We start from the raw sequence: 17,026 nt of genomic DNA, 5'->3' as shown, positions 1-17,026 counted from the left end.
TGCCGCAGGCGGGCCTAGGATGGGCGCATGGCTGCACAGGGTGTGCTCCGCGACCGCAGGATGATGGGGCGGCTGAGGCTTGCATCCCAGCGCCTTGCCGGGGATGCTGCCACCTCCGCTGCGGAGGCGGTCCGGTGGATGACCGCCATGCAGGCGCAGGACTTGCCGGCAGCACTCTGGGCCGTAGGTGCCAGGGTGCCCGCGGTGGGCAGCGCCGACGTCAGGGCTGCCATCAACAACGGCGAAGTGGTCCGGTCCTGGCCCATGCGCGGAACGCTTCATCTGGTGGCTCCCGAGGATTTGCGCTGGATGCTGGAGCTCACGGCCGAACGGCTCACCAGAAGCATCGCGGCGCGGCACCGGCAGCTGGACATTGCGTTGTCCGACATCGAGAAGGCACGCGACCTGGCGCTGGACCGCATCCTGGCTGGCGGCCCCATCAGCCGTTCTGAGCTGTTCAAGGTGTTCGACGCCGGAGGCCAGCCGACGCACGGCCAGCGGGGAATCCACCTCCTGGGTTCGCTGTGCCGCCACGGGTGGCTGGTTCTGGGGCCGCTTGCCGGAAACCAGCAGCTGGTCGCGGCCTTCGATGAGTGGATCCCGGCGTCCCGCAGCCTGGAGCGGGAGGAGGCCCTCGCTGAGTTCCTGCTGCGCTACTTCCGCAGCCACGGCCCGGCCACGCTTCGCGACTTCGCCTGGTGGACGCAGTTGCCGCTGACCGAGGTACGGGCCGCCTTTGAGAACGTCCGCCAAAAGCTGGTGGAACTGGAGGTTGAGGGCACCGGCTACTGGCTCTCACCCGATGTGGCCGCCCTCCTGGACACCGGCCTTCCGGGCGCGCGGTCCGTACACCTGCTGCCCGGTTTCGACGAATTTGTCCTCGGCTACACGGACCGGACGCACGTCTTGGACCCCGGGCATTCCGACCTGATCGTGCCGGACGGGAACGGCGTCTTCAAGAAGACGGTGGTCGCCGCGGGGAAGGTGATTGGCACCTGGGGACTGCAGGGGACGGGGCCGGGTGCCGTCGTCGTACCCGAATTCTTCGACGGAGCCCAGCCGCTGGGTCCTGCCGCCCAGGGCGCCCTCGCCAAAGCCGCGCAGCGCTACACAACATTCCTGGCCACCTGACCGGCCCCTGCCCGCATAACCGGCTCTTGCGCCCACGGTGATCGGCGACCACGCGCTTCGAAAGGGTGCCGGCGGGGAGTCCAGGCGCCGGCTGCTCGGCGAAAGCCAGACCAAACTTGGCAGCAGGAGGGCCTTGGATCTTTTGGACGTGCTGGACGGGCGGTCGGAATCGGCGGGGGAGACGCGGACGCGGTTGCTGCTCCATGCGTTCGGTCTGCACAACTTCACCCCGCAGGTAGAGAACCCTACGCGTGAGGGTCTTTTCCGGGCTGATTTTGCCGATCCCGAGGCCCGGATAATCATCGAGTTCGACGGCGCCGCCAAGTACACCGATTACCGTCCCGCCGAAGATGTGCTGATTGCGGAGCGCCGCCGGGAGAACGCATTGCAGGAGTTTGGGATGGGCGTTCTTCCGAATCAACTGGGAGCACCTGGACCGGCCGGGGGAGCTGCGCCAAAGGCTGTCCGCGTTTCTGGCGCGGCACCCCGGAACGCAAAAGCGGCCCTTGCCCGCATGACCGTCGCTGGGCCGCAACGGTCATGCGGGCAAGGGCCGCTCTGACAGCAATCTGTAGGCGTTACAGGTTACCGGTGGCGATGTTGAGCATGCGGCGCAGCGGCTCGGCGGCGCCCCAGAGGAGCTGGTCGCCAACGGTGAACGCGCTGATGTACTGCGGCCCCATCTCCATCTTGCGGATGCGCCCCACGGGAATGTCCAGGGTGCCGGAGGCAGCCACGGGGGTCAGCTCGGCCATCGAGGCTTCCTTGGTGTTGGGAACCACCTTGGCCCACTGGTTGTCCTCGTCCAGGAGCTTTTCGATCTCGGCGACGGACAGGTCCTCGCGGAGCTTCAGGGTCAGGGCCTGGGAGTGGGAGCGCATGGCGCCGATCCGGACGCAGAGGCCGTCCATGATCACCCGGTTTTCCTCGGAGGTGCCCAGGATCTTGTTGGTCTCAACCCCGGCCTTCCACTCTTCCTTGGACTGCCCGTTGCCCAGGTCGGCGTCGATCCAGGGGATCAGGGAGCCGGCCAGGGGGACGCCGAACTGGGTGGCGTCGATGTCGGAGCGCTGGTGGGCCAGGACCTTGCGGTCAATGTCCAGGATGGCCGATGCGGGGTCGTCCAGTTCCGTGCTGACCTCGGCGTTGAGCGTGCCGAACTGGCTGAGCAGCTCACGCATGTGCCGCGCGCCGCCGCCTGAGGCTGCCTGGTAGGTCATGGAGGTTCCCCACTCCACCAGGCCGTTCTTGAACAGGCCGCCGAGGCCCATGAGCATGCAGGACACGGTGCAGTTGCCGCCGATGAAGTCCTTGGTGCCGTTGACCAGGCCCTTGTCGATGACGTCGCGGTTGATGGGGTCCAGCACGATGATCGAGTCGTCGTTCATGCGCAGGGTGGAGGCGGCGTCGATCCAGAGGCCGTCCCAGCCGCGGCTGCGCAGCTCGCCGTGGACCTGCTTGGTGTAGTCGCCGCCCTGGGCGGTGACGATAATGGGCAGCTTGGCCAGGGTGTCGAGGTCGAACGCGTTCTCGAGCTTGCCGGCGCCGTCAGCGAAGGACGGCGCGGCACCTCCCGCGTTGGAGGTGGAGAAGAACACCGGGTTGATGTTGGCGAAGTCGCCCTCGTCCTGCATGCGCTGCATCAGGACGGAACCGACCATGCCGCGCCATCCGACCAGGCCGACGGAAGGGGTAGCTGCTGTAGTCATTGGTCCAGTTTAGACTTCGTATCCGGCACGGCGCAGTCGGTTACGTCACGCCGTGGGCGGCCTGGAAAGGTACGACGGCGGCGCACACCTGGGGCGCTACTCGACGGGCCGCGGGAGGTTCCTGGCCTTGGGCAGCTTTTCCGCTTTGCATTCGGAGCTTGCCTGCTGGTCACTCGCTGACATGTCCTGCTCCTGGTTCCGGTGCCTGCCGTTCCTTACGCAGCTTCTTGGCCCGGTACTCGTCCCTCGCCAAGCCGAAGGTGTACCAAGCGCCGAATCCCCCTAAAGCGATGGCGAACAACGCGCCCCACTCGGGCCCTGCGGTGTGCCCGAACGAAGCGAGGAACAGAACGGAAGAGCCAAGGAACATGAGCCCCAGAAAGGCAGACACTATTCCCATTCCCCACCAGGTCCGGACCTGTGCCTGGCCTCGGCCCGGGGAAAAGCCGATCTCGTCCCCGGGATAGCTGTGCAGCTCGCCCGTATTGGTCCTGCGCAGAACGCGTTTCTCACCCCGTGCAAGCGCTGCCTTGTGCTCGGCATACACTTCGTCGTTGCGGCGTTCACGGTCGCGGTCGAAGTTCACAGTCAGTCCTTACGGATGGTGCGGATCTGTTCAAGAAGGGAAGCTTCATCCACGCCCATGGTTTCAATAATGTTCTCTTGCTGCGAGCCGGCCGTACCGGTGGTCCATGCCCCATCGCCGCCCTTCTTCACGTAAAGGGTCTGTCCGGTGGGATCCTCGCGGCGGCGGAGAGTGGCGCCGCCCTCCGGGTTGTTGTCCAGGTGCTGCTTGATAACCATGAGGTTGGCCTCGGCGGCGGCAACATCCGGTCGTTGAGCCATTGCCCACCACGTGAAGTAGGCGCGGGGCTGGAACAGCAGATGGATGTCATCGCTTTCCATGAAGACCACGCTGTCGCCCCCTTCGGCCGTCAGCAGCGAGATCTCAATGCGGCGGGTGGCGGAGGAGAGAAGGCCAGCCACGGCGGCAGTGGGTCCTGATACGGAGAGGAGCCCGTCATTTTCGGCCTTGGCCAGGCCACGGGCCACCAGTGAGGACGCGCCTGCGCTCACCATGTCCGTGTTGTTCAGATAGCCGTCAACCCTCAGTGCTTCAGCGCTGAGCACGGCAGCGTCCCCGCCCTTCAGACGTGCGAGGGTAACCATCTCGGCAAAGCCATATCCGATGGCGTCGGGGATGGCTTCCGCAGTTGTCTCAGTCATCGTCAATACCTCTCGTTGTGGGCTCAGAATCCAAAGAAGTCCCCGACTTTTTCGGCCGCACCCCCGGCGCCTTCCCAGGCTTCCTTGGCACCATCAGCGATGGACGCGCCGACGGCATTGACTGTTTCCTTGACTACCGGAACATTGTCGTAGATGGCCAATGCGCCGGACGCTACCATTGCAGCGGTCCCAACGGGGGGCGGGATGAAGCCGGCTGCGCCCAACCCTGCCTTGACCACCGAATACCAGGCTTGGCCGTTGTCGTCAGGATTGCCATTGCTGAAGTTGTTGAGAGCGTCAAGGGCATCAAGGCCAACTCCGATGCCGCCCAAGGCTTTACCTCCGAACTCGAAAAACTTGGCCGCCTTGCCGCCCTCGGCGAGGTTCAGGGCGGTGTCCCACCTGCCGTCGAACAACTCAGAAGAGGTGTTGAAATACTGGCTCAGCATGTTCGAGTCCTGGAAGGCCTTTGCAACGCTCCGGAAGTCTCCAGAGAAGAGGAACTCGCCGAGGTTGTCTGCCTTGCTGATGAAATGGGGAAGATCGAACAGTCCTGCCCGGAGATTCGGCAACGCTTTGGTGAGGTTGTAGATGTCCCAGCCGCTGCGGAACGGGGAGTCCGGATCAGTCAGCCAGTCCGGTCCCCAAGGATCGTTACTGCCTTGCCCCGGAATTACCGGGCGGGGGCCGTTGCTGCCTTCAGGACCACCCGCGCCGGATCCTCCACCGGAGCCCGAGCCGTTGGTGCTGGCCTTCTCCTGCTCATCCGCGTTCTTGAGCAGCACCTTTGATTCCTGCTGCAACCGCGAGACGGTCTGTTGCAGAAGCGTCCGGTGGTTGGTGTTCCAGTCAGACCGGAATCGCTGGGCGTCTGCGCCCTTCCAGGCCGGGTTGTTGTTGATCTGGCTGCTCAGTTGCGTCGATTGCTGCTGCAGCAGGTCCGCCGTCTTGCTGAACTGCTGCGCGAGGGTGCGCAGTTGCTCGACGTCCGCGCCCCACAAAGTTCCTGCCACCAGGATTCCCCCCAATATTCATTCAACAGCCCCCAGAGTGCTGCGTGCCCCAGCCTAGGGCAGGAGCAGGCCGGCCGCGATGGGGTGGCCTCCCCATGCCGCCGCCGTAAGCGCTAGCTTTGGTCCGACTGCTCCAGCACCGCTGCTTTCCGCGCGCGGAGCGCAAAGAACGCACCGAAGGTGAAGACCTGCGTGACCACCACCAGCACGATGGCTCCGGCGATCTTGTTGCCGCCCAGGATCATCGTCAGCCCCACGATTGCGGAGAGCAGCGCTAGGAGGGGCAGCAGCATGTAGCCCAGGACGAACAAGGTTTCCGGTTTCTTCAGCATGTTCCTAGCCCTCTGTCCGTGACCATTTGGTGAATCGGTAGCGCGTGCCGTTGGCCCCCGTCAGCCACCCGTCGGGCGGGACGGAGGCGGTGGCTTCCCAACCGGGGCCAAGCTCGGGAGCGAACGTGTCGCCGTCGGCCTTCACATCGATGGTGGTGACCACCGCGACGTTGGCCAGCTCGGTGGACTGGCGGAACACCTCGCCGCCGCCCAGGATCCACACCGTTTCGCCGCCGTCGACAAACTGCGACTCAAGGAGCGCATCATCAAGGGAGGGAACCACGACGGCGCCCTCCGCCTCAGGTGTGTCGGCCCAACTCTTCTGCCGGGTGATCACGATGTTGGTGCGGCCGGGCAGGGGACGGTACTTGTCCGGGAAGGACAGCCACGTCTTGCGGCCCATGATGACGGGATGCCCGGTGGTGAGCCGGGTGAAGTGCTTAAGGTCCTCGGGCAGGTGCCAGGGCATGTCCCCGTCCTTGCCGATCACGCCGTCGGAGGTCTGCGCCCAGACCAGCCCGACGCCGGTGATTGAGGCGGCCAGTTCCTCCGTGAAGGACTGCGGATCCGTAAAGTTTTCGGTGCTCATACCGCTATCGGTGCCTTGATCGTAGGGTGGTGCTTGTAGCCAACCACGTCGAAGTCCTCCAGGGTGTAGTCGAAGATCGACGCCGGCTTCCGGTTGATCTTCAGCTGCGGGTACTCGTACGGCTCGCGTTCCAGCTGTTTGAGGACCTGGTCCATATGGTTCTCGTAGATGTGGACGTCCCCGCCAGTCCAAATGAATTCGCCCGGCTCCAACCCCACCTGCTGCGCCACCATGCACGTGAGCAGCGCGTAGGAGGCGATGTTGAACGGAACACCCAGGAACATGTCAGCGGAGCGCTGGTAGAGCTGGCAGGACAGCTTTCCGTTGGCCACATAGAACTGGAAGAACGCGTGGCAGGGCGGCAGCGCCATGTCGTTGAGCTCGGAGACATTCCACGCAGACACGATGTGCCGGCGGGAGTCGGGGTTCGACTTCAGGTTCTCGATGAGCTCAGCGATCTGGTCGATGTGGCCGCCGTCGGGGGTCGGCCAGCTGCGCCACTGCACGCCGTAGACCGGGCCAAGGTCGCCGTCTTCATCCGCCCATTCGTTCCAGATGGTGACCCCCTGGTCGGTCATCCACTTGATGTTGGTCTCGCCGCGCAGGAACCACAGGAGTTCCACGGCCACGGACTTGAAGTGGACACGCTTGGTGGTGATCAAGGGAAAGCTCTTGGAGAGGTCAAAGCGGATCTGGCGCCCGAAAACGCTGGTGGTTCCGGTGCCCGTACGGTCCGATTTATGCGTGCCGTTGGCCAGGACATCGCGCAGGAGGTCTTCATAAGGCGTTGGGATGCTCACGCCCCAAGTCTACTGGCTGGGGGTCATGGACTGGCGGTGCTGCTGCTCGCGCTCGCGTCGTGTGGCCGGCAACGGGAATCACCGCGACCACCACTGCGGCCGCCGCCAGCAGAGCCCCGACGGCGGGCGCCGCCTCCCACATGTTGCCCCAGTGGTCCGGGTCCAGAGTGGGGGATGTCCGGTGCAGCTTTGGTCCTGCGCTCATCAGCAGCACTCCTGCCTCCGCAGCGAGGAAAGCGGCGAGGGTACGGATGACGCGGTGCACGGTAATGGCGCGGAGTGCGGTATCGAGCCCCGGGACCGTCGCCGCGACGCTGCTCCGTCTTCGGGTAAATGCAAGGGGAACACCGGAAACGAGCACGAGTCCGGCGCTGGTCCAGGCAGTCACCGGCCACGTTTGTTCCACTTCCAACTCCACCTGCCGCCACGCAACAACGACGACGACCGCCACAAGAACGGCCGCCGCCACCACAAGGGTGCCGGCGATGGCGGGCGGGACGGTCTGGCGCGGCCAGTGGCAGGGCTGGTCCGCGGCCCCGTAATTCCGGTGGACCAGCAGCTCTCCGAGCGCAACAACCGCCAGGACGGCGGCGGCTGATGCGGCCACGAAGAGCGCGGGGCTCCCGGTAACCGCACCCGGGGCGAATATTGCTGCAGGCACAGGCGCAAATGCGGCCAGACCCATGACCGCGCCGATAGACACCACCAGCCTGGTGACCGGTTGCGGGCCGGCACCGCCATTCCAGCGGGCCGGTGACCTCCCGGGAAGCCTGGGTGGGGCCCACAGCAGCATCAGCAGCAGGACGGCCAGGTTCAAGGCACCGGCCGGGTTAAGCCAGTTGGCCGGCCCGGTGGCCGGATCGGGGCGGGCTGCGTGGTTGCCTGCGATGGCCGCCAGCCCTGAGGCTACGGTTGCAACCGTGCGGAGAAAGCGGTTCGTGGTAATGGTCCTCAACAGGCCATCAGCTTCTGTGCTCAGCTCAGGAAGCGGTGGGCGGTGGGCCACCAGCACCAGCAGCAGCAGCGTTCCAAGTACCAGGACGAGCAAAGCACCGCCAAGGTATGCCGCGAGTTCGACGCCGGGAATCCGGCCTTCGCCGCCCCTGGGGACAAAACTGCCAGTGCCGTCGGGCCACGACTCGTACGGGAGCGGGGACAAGCCGGGCAGAGTGGATGTCCATAGGATTTGCGCGGCAGAAAGCAGGAAGACCACAGCAACGGTCCAGGACAGGCGGCGGGGCAGGAACTCCCGGATGCGACGGATATGTCGCGGCCCAGCGGGCATCGGCCGCAACCCGAAGTAGCTCAGTTGGCCCAGGACGTGTGCAGCCAGGCAGCCGAAAACAGGCCAGGCGAGGGCCGGCAGAATCTCAATGGGTCGATTTGCGGCTCCAGGTACGGGGAGTATCCCTGCGTTGGTCGCTGTGAGCAGCGAACTGCCCATCCAGCCGATGATCCCAACCCACAATGCGTGCCGCGCAGCTGCCGCTGCAACGTCTCTCCTGCCGCCTGTCCGCAGTATCGACCGCAACAGGAGATAAACGGCGGCCGCCAGCAGAAGGGGCCACAGGATGACTGCAGGCGGAATGTCGTGGGCAACAGCGATCGTGGCAGCCTGCACTTTTCCCCCAAAAGCGTGCGTCGTCCCCTAAGTCAAAGCTGCCGGATCGGCTGGGTCAAGCCGGAAGGCAAAACCTAGTCATCGAAGGGTTTGAACTGCTCCACCGCCACGACCCGTTTCCTGCCGCCCACGGCCACGTGGCAGACCACCACTTCCCCGGGTGACAGGTATGGCTCGCGCGCCGGCAGCAGCTTCGCAAGGTGTGATGGCATGTGCGCCGCCAGCTGCTTCAGCACCGTCGGCAGGGCGGGCCGGTGCGTGCAGACAACCACAGGCTTCTGCTTGTCGAACAGGGACTCGATGACGGCGGCCGTCTTCTTGGGGCTGCGCTGGTGCTTGTGCTCGGTGAGGCCTTCAGCGAGCTTCACCTTGGCCCCCGTGGCCCGCGCGTACGGAGCAACGGTAGCCACGCAGCGCAGCCACGGGCTGGTGACGATGCGCATCGGCTTCCACGCCTGCAGGAGCCGGCCGACAGCCTGCGCCTGCCGGGTGCCGGTAGCTGCCAGCGGTCGCTCGCCCTCGGCCTTGCTCCAGGAGGAGCGCGGCTTGGCCTTGGCATGGCGCAACACCAGCAGCGGCCAAGTGTCCAGCGCACCCCGTTCGTGCGCGTCCCGCAGGTATTCAAGGGGTACGACGTCGGACGGATTGGACAGCAGGCGGGCGGCCTTTTCAGGGGCGCACCACATGACGCTGTCCACCTCCTTGCCGTCCGGCACCAAGGTGGTGCCGTTGACCTTGACCGCCCAGTAGTGGACCACCTTCAGGCCCGACGTCACGTGGTAGTGGATGGGCGGCAGCGGTATGCCCAGCGGCGCTCGCAGGCCGATCTCCTCCCATACCTCACGGACAGCGCACTCGGGGACCGTCTCGCCGGCGTCGATCTTTCCCTTGGGCCAGGACCAATCGTCGTAGCGGGGCCGGTGGATCAGCAGGACTTCAAGGCTGTCCTTGTTGATCCGCCACGGGATGGCACCCGCAGCGGTGACCGCTACGGGTTCCCCTGGGTGGTCAGTCTGGTCAGCTACGAGTGCATCGCTCGACACGCGGCTGCCTATCGCCGGCTCAGGCTGCGTTGCCGCGGCCGGGATGCCAGCAGCCAGGACTGGACGTCTTCAAGAGGCTTGCCGTCCTCGGACAGGTGGTGCCGGGTCCAGTGGCCCGCGTTGTCCAGGTGCCAGCTGGAGGTTTCCGGCGCCATGTAGCGGCGCATGAGGTCAAGGACGTAGGTAATGTCGTCCGCGCTGGCCAGCTGGACCAGGGCCTCCACCCGGCGGTCCAGGTTCCGGTGCATCATGTCCGCGGAACCGATGTACACCACGGGATCGCCGCCGTTGGCGAAAGCGAACACCCGCGAGTGCTCCAGGAACCGGCCAAGGATGGAACGGACGGTGATGTTGTCGCTCAGGCCTGGAACGCCGGGACGCAGCGAGCAGATGCCACGGACCACCACGTCCACCTTGACCCCCGCCTGGGACGCGCGGTAGAGCGAGTCGATGATTGCCTCGTCCACCATGGAGTTGACCTTGATCTGGACATGCCCCGGCACTCCCGCCCGGGCGTTGCGGATCTCGGTCTCGATCCGGTCGATGAGTCCCGACCGGACGGAGCGGGGGGCTACCAGGAGCCGTTTGAAGGTGGACTTCGGTGCGTAGCCGGAGAGCTGGTTGAACAGCTTGGAGAGGTCCTCGCCCACCTGCTCGTTGGCGGTCAGCAGGCCCAGGTCCTCGTAGTAGCGCGCCGTGCGGGGGTGGTAGTTGCCGGTGCCAATGTGGCAGTAGCGGCGCAGCCCGTCCACTTCCTGCCGGACCACCAGCGAAAGCTTGCAGTGCGTCTTCAGGCCAACGATGCCGTAGACAACGTGCACGCCGGCCTGCTCCAACTTACGGGCCCAGGAGATGTTGGCCTGCTCATCGAAGCGCGCCTTGATCTCCACCAGGGCCAGGACCTGCTTGCCGGCCTCGGCAGCGTCGATCAGGGCATCAACGATGGGGGAGTCGCCGGACGTGCGGTACAGGGTCTGCTTGATGGCCTGGACCTTCGGGTCCGCCGCAGCCTGTTCCAGGAACGCCTGGACTGAAGTGGAAAACGAGTCATACGGGTGGTGCAGCAGGATGTCCCGGCGCCGCATGGCGGCGAACACGTTCGCAGCCTTGGAGGTCTCGGACTCGTTCAGGTACCTGGAGGTGTGCGGAACATGCTTGGGGTAGTGCAGGTCGGCCCGGTCGATGCCGGCAATGACTGAGAGGCCCCGGAGGTCCAGCGGAGCCGGCACCGAGTACACCTCGGATTCCTCCACACCCAGCTCGCGGATGAGGAGCGCACGGATGTTGGGGTTGATGTCGTTGGTGACTTCAAGCCTGACGGGCGGGCCGAACCGGCGGCGCAGGAGTTCCTTCTCAAGGGCCTGCAGGAGGTTCTCGGCGTCGTCCTCCTCCACCTCCACGTCCTCGTTGCGGGTGACGCGGAACGTGTGGTGCTCCAGGACCTCCATGCCCGGGAACAGTTTGTCCAGGTGGACGGCGATGACTTCCTCAAGCGCGATGAACCGGGCAACCCGGCCCGGCACCGCGCCGGCACGGGGACCGTCGATGGAGATCAGCCGCGGCAACTGGTCCGGGACCTTGACGCGGGCGAAGAGTTCCTTGTCGCTGACGGGGTTCCTCACCACCACGGCGAGGTTCAGCGACAGACCGGAAATGTACGGGAAGGGATGCGCCGGGTCAACGGCGAGGGGAGTCAGGATGGGGAAGACTTTTTCCGCGAACATGACGCTGAGCTGCTGCTGGGCTGTGTCGTCCAGTTCATCCCACTGCATGAGGTGGATGTGCTCGTACGCCAGCGCCGGCCGGATCTGGTCAGCGTACACCTGGGCGTGCCGCGCCTGGAGCCGGTGGGCTTCCTCGCTGATGCTCTCCAGCACCTCGACGGGGCTCAGCCCGGCGGGTGAGGGGACCGCCAGGCCCGTGGCGATGCGGCGCTTGAGGCCGGCCACGCGGACCATGAAGAACTCGTCCAGGTTGGAGGCGAAGATGGACAGGAAGTTGACGCGCTCCAGCAGTTGCAGGGTGGGGTCCTCGGCCAGCTCCAGCACCCGGGAATTGAAGGCGAGCCAGCTCAGCTCGCGGTCCAGGAACCGGTCGGGGCGGATGTCGCCTTCCGGCTGCAGGTTTGGTGCGAACTCCGGGATGTCGATGCGGTCCTGGGTAGCCCTGGATGCCGGTACCTCGGAGGAGCCGAAGCGTGCCCTGACGGGCACCGCAACATCCTGGGACGTGGCTGTTCCGGAAGGTTCCGGGTTCATGGCTGCTCCTTTTGCTGGCGCTCTGGTGCCGGCGCTTCCGCCCCGCGCGGTTCCTTCTCAACCTTACAAGCATTCACCGAGGGCACGGCCCTTGTTTTACGCGCTGACGGCGTTCGCTGGGTCGCCCTGTTCAGCCCGCAGCCGGCCCATACATGACGTCCATGTCCCACCGGGTGAAACCCAGCCGCCGGTACAGGGCCACCGCTGCGCTGTTGTCGGCGTCGACGTAAAGCATGACGGCGCTCAACCCCGCGTCACGGAGGTGCTTGATGCCCGCGATCGTCAGGGCCTTGCCCAGGCCCATGCCCTGCGCCTGGGGCGTCACTCCCACCACATACACCTCGCCGATGGCGGGGTGCGCACCATGCCGCGGATGGACCTTGGTCCAGTGGTAGCCCAGCAGCCGGCCGTCCCGGTCCTCGGCCAGGAAGAATCCGGCAGGATCAAACCAGTCTTCCGCCATGCGCGCCTCGAGGTCGGCCCTGGTCAGGTTGCCCTGTTCCGGGTGGTGGGCAAACGCCGCGCGGTTGGCAGCCAGCCAGGAATCCTCGTCCTTGCCCGGCACGAAGGTGCGGATGGCCACCCCGTCCGGGAGGCCGGCGTCGGGCAGGTCCGCGCCCGCTGTCGTCATCCGCATTTTCCACAGCTCGCGCATGGGCGCGTAGCCGTAGCGTGCGGCAAGGTCGGCAGCGGCCTCGTGGTTCCCGTGGGACCAGGCCTTCAGCCCGTCGAAGCCGCGGACTTCCTTGAGCGCTCCGACCAGCCGGTCCGCCACGCCCTGGTTCCGGTAGGAGGGATGGACAGCGATTTCCAGGACGCCGTTGCCGTCGGGCTCTTCAACCACCACGGCGAAGCCTGCCAGGTCCTGGGCGGTGGCGGGATCGGAGTCCTCGTCCGGCGCGTACAGCGCCAGTGTCAGCAGCGTGTGCTCCGCGGAGTCCCCGGCACGCATGGTCACCAGGGTCTGCTCGGAAATGGACGGGTTGCCGTCCGATTCCTCGGCGGCGGCCAGGAGGTCCCGGCAGTCTTTCAGGAGTTGCTGGTCAACTCCGCCACGGACGACATGGACGGGCCACTTCTGCGGATGCGCTGGAGTCATGAGCCAAGGCTATACGTCGACGGCGGACGGGGCTCAGGCTTCGGTGAGTTCGTCTTCCTGCTGCCGGACCAGGGTGAGGCGGTAGCCAACGTTCCTGACCGTGCTGATGAGGTTCTCGTGGTCCGCCCCAAGCTTGGCCCGCAGGCGCCGGACGTGGACGTCCACGGTGCGGGTGCCACCGTAGTAGTCGTACCCCCAGACCTCGGTGAGCAGCTGCTGGCGGGTGAAGACACGCCCGGGGTGCTGAGCCAGGTACTTGAGGAGCTCGAACTCCTTGAAGGTCAGGTTCAGCGGCGCACCGTTTACCCGGGCCGTGTAGCTGGCTTCGTCGATGATGACGCCGGCGGCGCGGATTTCGGTCGGCGCGTCTTCCTGCTCCGGGACGGCACGGGCGACGGAGAGCCGGATGCGGGCCTCCACCTCGGCGGGGCCGGCGGAATCAAGGACGATATCGTCAACAGCCCAGGCCGACGAGACTGCGGCCATGCCGCCTTCGGTCAGGATCAGCACCAGCGGGGCGCTGAGGCCGGTGGCTTTGAGGAGCTGGGTAAGGGAACGGGCGCCCACCAGGTCCTTGCGGGCGTCCAGCAGGACGACGTCGCAGGGGTCCGTTTCCAGCAGGGCCGTGGGTTCGGCGGGCAGGATATGGACCCGGTGGTTCAGCAACTCGAGGGCAGGCAGGATGTCCACCGAAGAACCGGTGCTGTTGGTCAGTAACAGGATGTGCGACATTGTTCCTCCAAGGGCCGTCCGCGCATCATTGGGCGACTGAACCGGATTCTCACCGGCCGGTACTGGCTGCCTGCAGGAGGTTTGTGGACCGTCAGCGCGCCGCCGGCCAGCCACCTCAGCAGGGAGCGTAGCTGAACCTTGAGTATACCCGGCAGGTCCCTCCCGGCCACAGATTGCGGCCGTGGAGAGGCTCGATTTGCGACATATCCGGTTCATATAAGGCAGGATTGAACCAGGGCTGACCAGCCCTGCCATGAGGGGGCGGACCAGCCTTCCGGCCGAATGCCAGGATGGGAAAGCAGCGCAGTGAGTGCACGGACGAACCTCAGGCCGGGCCGCACATGACGGCCGAATTGCAGGCGCCCGTGCGTTCGCTTGGATCCTGGAGCATCGGAGTCGTCGGAATCGCCGGCCTCATCGCCATCATCGCCGGGGTCTACGCGTCCCCGGAGGCGCTCGTCGCCGTCGGCATCTTGATCGCCGCGGCTGTGGGCATTGGGTGGCCGCACTTCCTGCGCATCCCCGCCAAGAAGACCCTCGCCGCAGTCATCGCCCTGCCCGGTGCAGCCTCGGCAGTGGCCGCCGCCGTGGCCCCGGCCCCGGGGTACCTGGACTGGACGCCGACATTTGTGGCGCTGGGGATGATGGCTGTCTTCGTGGTGCAGCTGATCCGCGGCACCGGCCAGGCGCAGCGGCTGGAATCCACCCTTGGATGCTGCGCGGGCGTGCTGCTGTCCTGCCTCGGCGCAGGCTGGATTGCCGGCGCCCGCTTCAACGGGGTCCGCGAGATGCTCCTGGTGGCGGCCATCAGCGCGGCAGTGGCCCTGCTTGCCGGGCTCATCCGCTGGCCGGACAGCATCGTTGCCCCGCTGGGAGTGGTGCTTGCGGGACTGGCAGGTCCGCTCGCGGGACTGGTCCTGTCCGATATCGCCGTCCTGCCGGCCGCAATCTTCGGCGTGGTGGTGGGTGCGGTCCTGGCGAGCTTCCGCCGTCTTGCGACGCTTCGCGGCGCCCCACTGAACATCTCCGCCGCACTGGGCATGGGCCTTGCCCCGGTGTCGGCTGTGGGATCCCTCGCCTACTTCATAGACAAACTACTCATCTACTAACGGGTTAGGATGGCACCATGTCCGTACTTGCTTTTGAAATCTTCTTCCTTGTCCTGCTCGGCATCGCGAGCCTGTCCATGGCCTGGTTCGCCGGTTTCGTGGTCTACCGCCTCTTCAAGGGCCAGAAGTAGCCACCCCTTTTCCGGAGCCAGCCGCATCTGGAGGTAAGACCAATGCCCATTGAGATTCCTACAGACCTGACGCCTGAACTCGTCCCGCTTTCCTGGCTCATTGGTGAGTGGGAGGGCCGCGGCCGGCTCGGCAGCGGCGACGAGGATTCCGAACACTTCCTGCAGCACGTCTCCTTCACCCACAACGGCCTGCCGTACCTTCAGTACCGTGCGGAGAGCTGGCTGACCGACGACGAAGGGACGCGGCTGCGGCCGCTCACCGTCGAGACAGGGTTCTGGGCGCTGGAGCGCAAGCAGTTGGATGCCGACGGCGGTCCCGGCCTGGTGCCGGCAGACATCGTGCCGGTATTGAAGAGCGCCGACGAGGTGGAAGCGCTGCGCAACAAGGACGGAGGCTTCGACATCTCCGTGTCCATCGCGCATCCGGGCGGAATCTCGGAGCTGTACTACGGCCAGATCAAGGGCCCGCAGATCCAGCTCACCACCGACATGGTGATGCGCGGCAGCCACTCCAAGGACTACAGCGCCGCCACCCGGATCTTCGGGCTGGTGGACGGCAACCTGCTGTGGCGGTGGGACGTAGCCACCGGCGGAGAAGCCGGCAAGGGACTTGAGGCCCACGCCTCCGCGTTCCTGCACCGGGTCTCCTGAGCAGGGTTTCACCCCGATTCCGGAAATCCGGAATACCGCTGACCGCCAAGGACTTCTACTTCATATGACTACGCCCAGCCCTTTGTTGTCGCGCCCCGGCGCCGTAGAGGCCGCCGGCCCTGATGCCGGTGTCGCCGCCCACTACGGTGAGCCGCTGCGCGAGCAGCGCGCCCTCGCAGCCGGAACCGCCGTCGTCGACCTTTCCCACCGCGGCGTGGTCACCGTCACCGGGCCGGACCGGCTGAGCTGGCTCAACACCCTGTCCTCGCAGCAGGTGGCAGCCCTCAAGCCCGGCGAGTCCAGCGAGCTGCTGCTCCTGAGCGTCCAGGGCCGTATCGACTTTGATGCCCGGGTGGTTGACGACGGCGGGACCACCTGGCTGATCGTGGAGGCAGCGGAGGCCGCGCCCCTTGCTGAGTACCTCAACCGGATGAAGTTCATGCTGCGGGTGGAGATCGCCGACGTCTCCGCGGACTGGGCCGTGGTGGGGAGCACCCGGGCAGTTCCCGAATGGTCCGGCTACCTTGCCTGGCAGGATCCGTGGCCGCACGTGGGAGCCGGGGGTTACTCCTACGCCACCGTCTCGGAGGAGCACCATCCGGGCGTGGAGCGTCCCTGGTTCGAGTACCTCGTCCCCGCCGCCGAGCTGGAGGAAGCTGTCAGCGGACGCGCGCTGGCAGGCGTGCTCGCCGCGGAAGCCCTGCGCATCGCTGCCTGGCGTCCCCGGATCGGCGCCGAAACCGATGACAAGACCATCCCGCACGAACTGGACCTGCTGCGCACGGCCGTGCACCTGGCGAAGGGTTGCTACAAGGGGCAGGAAACCATCGCCCGCGTCCACAACCTGGGCCATCCGCCGCGCCGGCTGGTGTTCCTGCAGCTGGACGGCTCGCAGCACACCCTGCCCGCCGCCGGCAGCCCGGTCCTGGCGGGAGAGCGAAAAGTGGGAGCGGTGACCTCCGTGGCACAGCACTACGAGATGGGGCCCGTGGCCCTGGCGGTCATAAAGCGTTCCGTTGCCCCAGATGAAATACTGACCGTCCTGGACGGCGACGAGCCGTATCCGGCCGCCCAGGAACTCATTGTCGCCCCCGACGCCGGCCAGGTTGTGGGGCGCCAGACCGGATTCCTGAGGGGGCCACGCTGATGACCGAGAACACCACGCCCGTCCACATTGGGGCGGAAGCAGCGGAAGGACACGACGACGACGCGCTGGCTTTGGCGCATGCGCTCTTCCAGGCTGCGCGTGAAGGAAACAACGCACTGCTTGGTGCCTACCTGGACGCCGGCGCCCCCGCCACCATGACGAACGCTGCGGGGGACTCCCTGCTGATGCTGGCCGCATACCATGGCCACGCCGGCACCGTCGAGCTGCTCCTGCAGCACGGGGCCGACGCAAACACCGCCAATGACCGGGGACAGACGCCCCTCGCCGGAGCGGCATTCAAGGGCTACACGGACGTGGCCCGGGTCCTGCTGCGCGCCGGCGCGGATCCGGACGCCGGTGCGCCATCGGCGCGCGCCGCGGCGCAAATGTTTGCCCGCACGGAGATCCTGGACCTGCTGGGCTAGCCTTACCAA

The 17,026-nt window shown here is 66.1% G+C and carries 18 protein-coding genes; 6 read left to right on the top strand and 12 right to left on the bottom strand.

Annotated features, from left to right (window positions below):
- Window positions 1-27: 27 nt before the first annotated feature.
- The gene (locus LFT44_RS14675; protein ID WP_236799148.1) at window positions 28-1,131 is read left to right on the top strand and encodes a winged helix DNA-binding domain-containing protein; all 1,104 of its coding nucleotides are present in this window, start codon (window positions 28-30) and stop codon (window positions 1,129-1,131) included.
- 133 nt (window positions 1,132-1,264) lie between these two features.
- Window positions 1,265-1,693 (top strand): endonuclease domain-containing protein, encoded by a 429-nt coding sequence (locus LFT44_RS14670; protein ID WP_236799147.1) that lies wholly within the window; start codon window positions 1,265-1,267, stop codon window positions 1,691-1,693.
- Window positions 1,694-1,709: 16 nt separating this feature from the next.
- On the opposite strand, the gene asd is transcribed toward LFT44_RS14670, so the two are convergent.
- The 12 genes from asd to LFT44_RS14610 all read right to left on the bottom strand — a co-directional run bounded on the left by asd (window position 1,710) and on the right by LFT44_RS14610 (window position 13,554).
- The gene (gene asd, locus LFT44_RS14665; protein WP_236799146.1) at window positions 1,710-2,840 is read right to left on the bottom strand and encodes an aspartate-semialdehyde dehydrogenase; all 1,131 of its coding nucleotides are present in this window, start codon (window positions 2,838-2,840) and stop codon (window positions 1,710-1,712) included.
- Between the two features lie 169 nt (window positions 2,841-3,009).
- The gene (locus LFT44_RS14660) at window positions 3,010-3,426 is read right to left on the bottom strand and encodes a COX15/CtaA family protein (RefSeq protein WP_236799145.1); all 417 of its coding nucleotides are present in this window, start codon (window positions 3,424-3,426) and stop codon (window positions 3,010-3,012) included.
- Window positions 3,427-3,428: 2 nt separating this feature from the next.
- Window positions 3,429-4,067: a hypothetical protein gene (locus tag LFT44_RS14655; RefSeq protein ID WP_236799144.1), complete on the bottom strand. Its 639-nt coding sequence runs from the start codon at window positions 4,065-4,067 to the stop codon at window positions 3,429-3,431.
- Between the two features lie 23 nt (window positions 4,068-4,090).
- Window positions 4,091-5,080, bottom strand: a complete 990-nt coding sequence (locus tag LFT44_RS14650) for a hypothetical protein (RefSeq protein WP_236799143.1) — start codon at window positions 5,078-5,080, stop codon at window positions 4,091-4,093.
- A 113-nt stretch (window positions 5,081-5,193) separates the two neighbouring features.
- Window positions 5,194-5,412, bottom strand: coding sequence for an NF038396 family protein (locus LFT44_RS14645; protein ID WP_018760496.1), 219 nt, complete (start codon window positions 5,410-5,412; stop codon window positions 5,194-5,196).
- Between the two features lie 4 nt (window positions 5,413-5,416).
- A complete protein-coding gene (locus LFT44_RS14640) occupies window positions 5,417-6,001 on the bottom strand; it encodes a dihydrofolate reductase (protein ID WP_236799142.1) in 585 nt (194 codons plus the stop codon).
- Window positions 5,998-6,801: a thymidylate synthase gene (locus tag LFT44_RS14635; protein WP_236799141.1), complete on the bottom strand. Its 804-nt coding sequence runs from the start codon at window positions 6,799-6,801 to the stop codon at window positions 5,998-6,000. The genes LFT44_RS14640 and LFT44_RS14635 overlap by 4 nt, the downstream gene beginning before the upstream one ends.
- Window positions 6,779-7,960, bottom strand: a complete 1,182-nt coding sequence (locus LFT44_RS14630; RefSeq protein ID WP_236799140.1) for a hypothetical protein — start codon at window positions 7,958-7,960, stop codon at window positions 6,779-6,781. The genes LFT44_RS14635 and LFT44_RS14630 overlap by 23 nt, the downstream gene beginning before the upstream one ends.
- 536 nt (window positions 7,961-8,496) lie before the next feature.
- Complete coding sequence (locus tag LFT44_RS14625; RefSeq protein WP_236799139.1) at window positions 8,497-9,465, bottom strand: NUDIX hydrolase; 969 nt, start codon at window positions 9,463-9,465, stop codon at window positions 8,497-8,499.
- Between the two features lie 8 nt (window positions 9,466-9,473).
- Window positions 9,474-11,723 carry an RNA degradosome polyphosphate kinase gene (locus tag LFT44_RS14620; RefSeq protein ID WP_236799138.1) on the bottom strand — a complete coding sequence of 750 codons (2,250 nt, stop codon included), beginning with the start codon at window positions 11,721-11,723 and terminating at the stop codon, window positions 9,474-9,476.
- Between the two features lie 130 nt (window positions 11,724-11,853).
- Window positions 11,854-12,822, bottom strand: a complete 969-nt coding sequence (gene mshD, locus LFT44_RS14615) for a mycothiol synthase (RefSeq protein ID WP_236799137.1) — start codon at window positions 12,820-12,822, stop codon at window positions 11,854-11,856.
- 33 nt (window positions 12,823-12,855) lie between these two features.
- Window positions 12,856-13,554: a winged helix-turn-helix transcriptional regulator gene (locus LFT44_RS14610; RefSeq protein WP_236799136.1), complete on the bottom strand. Its 699-nt coding sequence runs from the start codon at window positions 13,552-13,554 to the stop codon at window positions 12,856-12,858.
- Window positions 13,555-13,895: 341 nt separating this feature from the next.
- Between LFT44_RS14610 and LFT44_RS14605 the strand changes: the two genes are divergently transcribed.
- The 4 genes from LFT44_RS14605 (at window position 13,896) to LFT44_RS14590 (ending at window position 17,017) form a co-directional block, all read left to right on the top strand.
- Complete coding sequence (locus tag LFT44_RS14605; RefSeq protein ID WP_236799135.1) at window positions 13,896-14,663, top strand: permease; 768 nt, start codon at window positions 13,896-13,898, stop codon at window positions 14,661-14,663.
- Between the two features lie 173 nt (window positions 14,664-14,836).
- Window positions 14,837-15,445, top strand: coding sequence for an FABP family protein (locus tag LFT44_RS14600; protein ID WP_236799134.1), 609 nt, complete (start codon window positions 14,837-14,839; stop codon window positions 15,443-15,445).
- 64 nt (window positions 15,446-15,509) lie between these two features.
- On the top strand, window positions 15,510-16,592 hold the full coding sequence (gene ygfZ, locus LFT44_RS14595; RefSeq protein WP_236799133.1) for a CAF17-like 4Fe-4S cluster assembly/insertion protein YgfZ: 1,083 nt from the start codon (window positions 15,510-15,512) through the stop codon (window positions 16,590-16,592).
- Complete coding sequence (locus tag LFT44_RS14590) at window positions 16,592-17,017, top strand: ankyrin repeat domain-containing protein (RefSeq protein ID WP_236799132.1); 426 nt, start codon at window positions 16,592-16,594, stop codon at window positions 17,015-17,017. Before ygfZ ends, LFT44_RS14590 begins: the two co-directional genes overlap by 1 nt.
- Window positions 17,018-17,026 lie beyond the last annotated feature (9 nt).

This window comes from Arthrobacter sp. FW306-05-C, assembly GCF_021801725.1.
GTDB lineage: Bacteria > Actinomycetota > Actinomycetes > Actinomycetales > Micrococcaceae > Arthrobacter.
The sequence above is the reverse complement of the archived record's forward strand: the minus strand, read 5'-3'. Positions and strand labels throughout refer to the sequence as shown.

Coding starts and splice junctions, on each gene's coding strand:
- LFT44_RS14675 (WP_236799148.1), top strand. CDS start 28: ATGGCTGCACAGGGTGTGCTCCGCGACCGCAGGATGATGGGGCGGCTG.
- asd (WP_236799146.1), bottom strand. CDS start 2,840: ATGACTACAGCAGCTACCCCTTCCGTCGGCCTGGTCGGATGGCGCGGC.
- LFT44_RS14655 (WP_236799144.1), bottom strand. CDS start 4,067: ATGACTGAGACAACTGCGGAAGCCATCCCCGACGCCATCGGATATGGC.
- LFT44_RS14645 (WP_018760496.1), bottom strand. CDS start 5,412: ATGCTGAAGAAACCGGAAACCTTGTTCGTCCTGGGCTACATGCTGCTG.
- LFT44_RS14640 (WP_236799142.1), bottom strand. CDS start 6,001: ATGAGCACCGAAAACTTTACGGATCCGCAGTCCTTCACGGAGGAACTG.
- LFT44_RS14620 (WP_236799138.1), bottom strand. CDS start 11,723: ATGAACCCGGAACCTTCCGGAACAGCCACGTCCCAGGATGTTGCGGTG.
- mshD (WP_236799137.1), bottom strand. CDS start 12,822: ATGACTCCAGCGCATCCGCAGAAGTGGCCCGTCCATGTCGTCCGTGGC.
- LFT44_RS14610 (WP_236799136.1), bottom strand. CDS start 13,554: ATGTCGCACATCCTGTTACTGACCAACAGCACCGGTTCTTCGGTGGAC.
- LFT44_RS14605 (WP_236799135.1), top strand. CDS start 13,896: ATGACGGCCGAATTGCAGGCGCCCGTGCGTTCGCTTGGATCCTGGAGC.
- LFT44_RS14600 (WP_236799134.1), top strand. CDS start 14,837: ATGCCCATTGAGATTCCTACAGACCTGACGCCTGAACTCGTCCCGCTT.
- ygfZ (WP_236799133.1), top strand. CDS start 15,510: ATGACTACGCCCAGCCCTTTGTTGTCGCGCCCCGGCGCCGTAGAGGCC.
- LFT44_RS14590 (WP_236799132.1), top strand. CDS start 16,592: ATGACCGAGAACACCACGCCCGTCCACATTGGGGCGGAAGCAGCGGAA.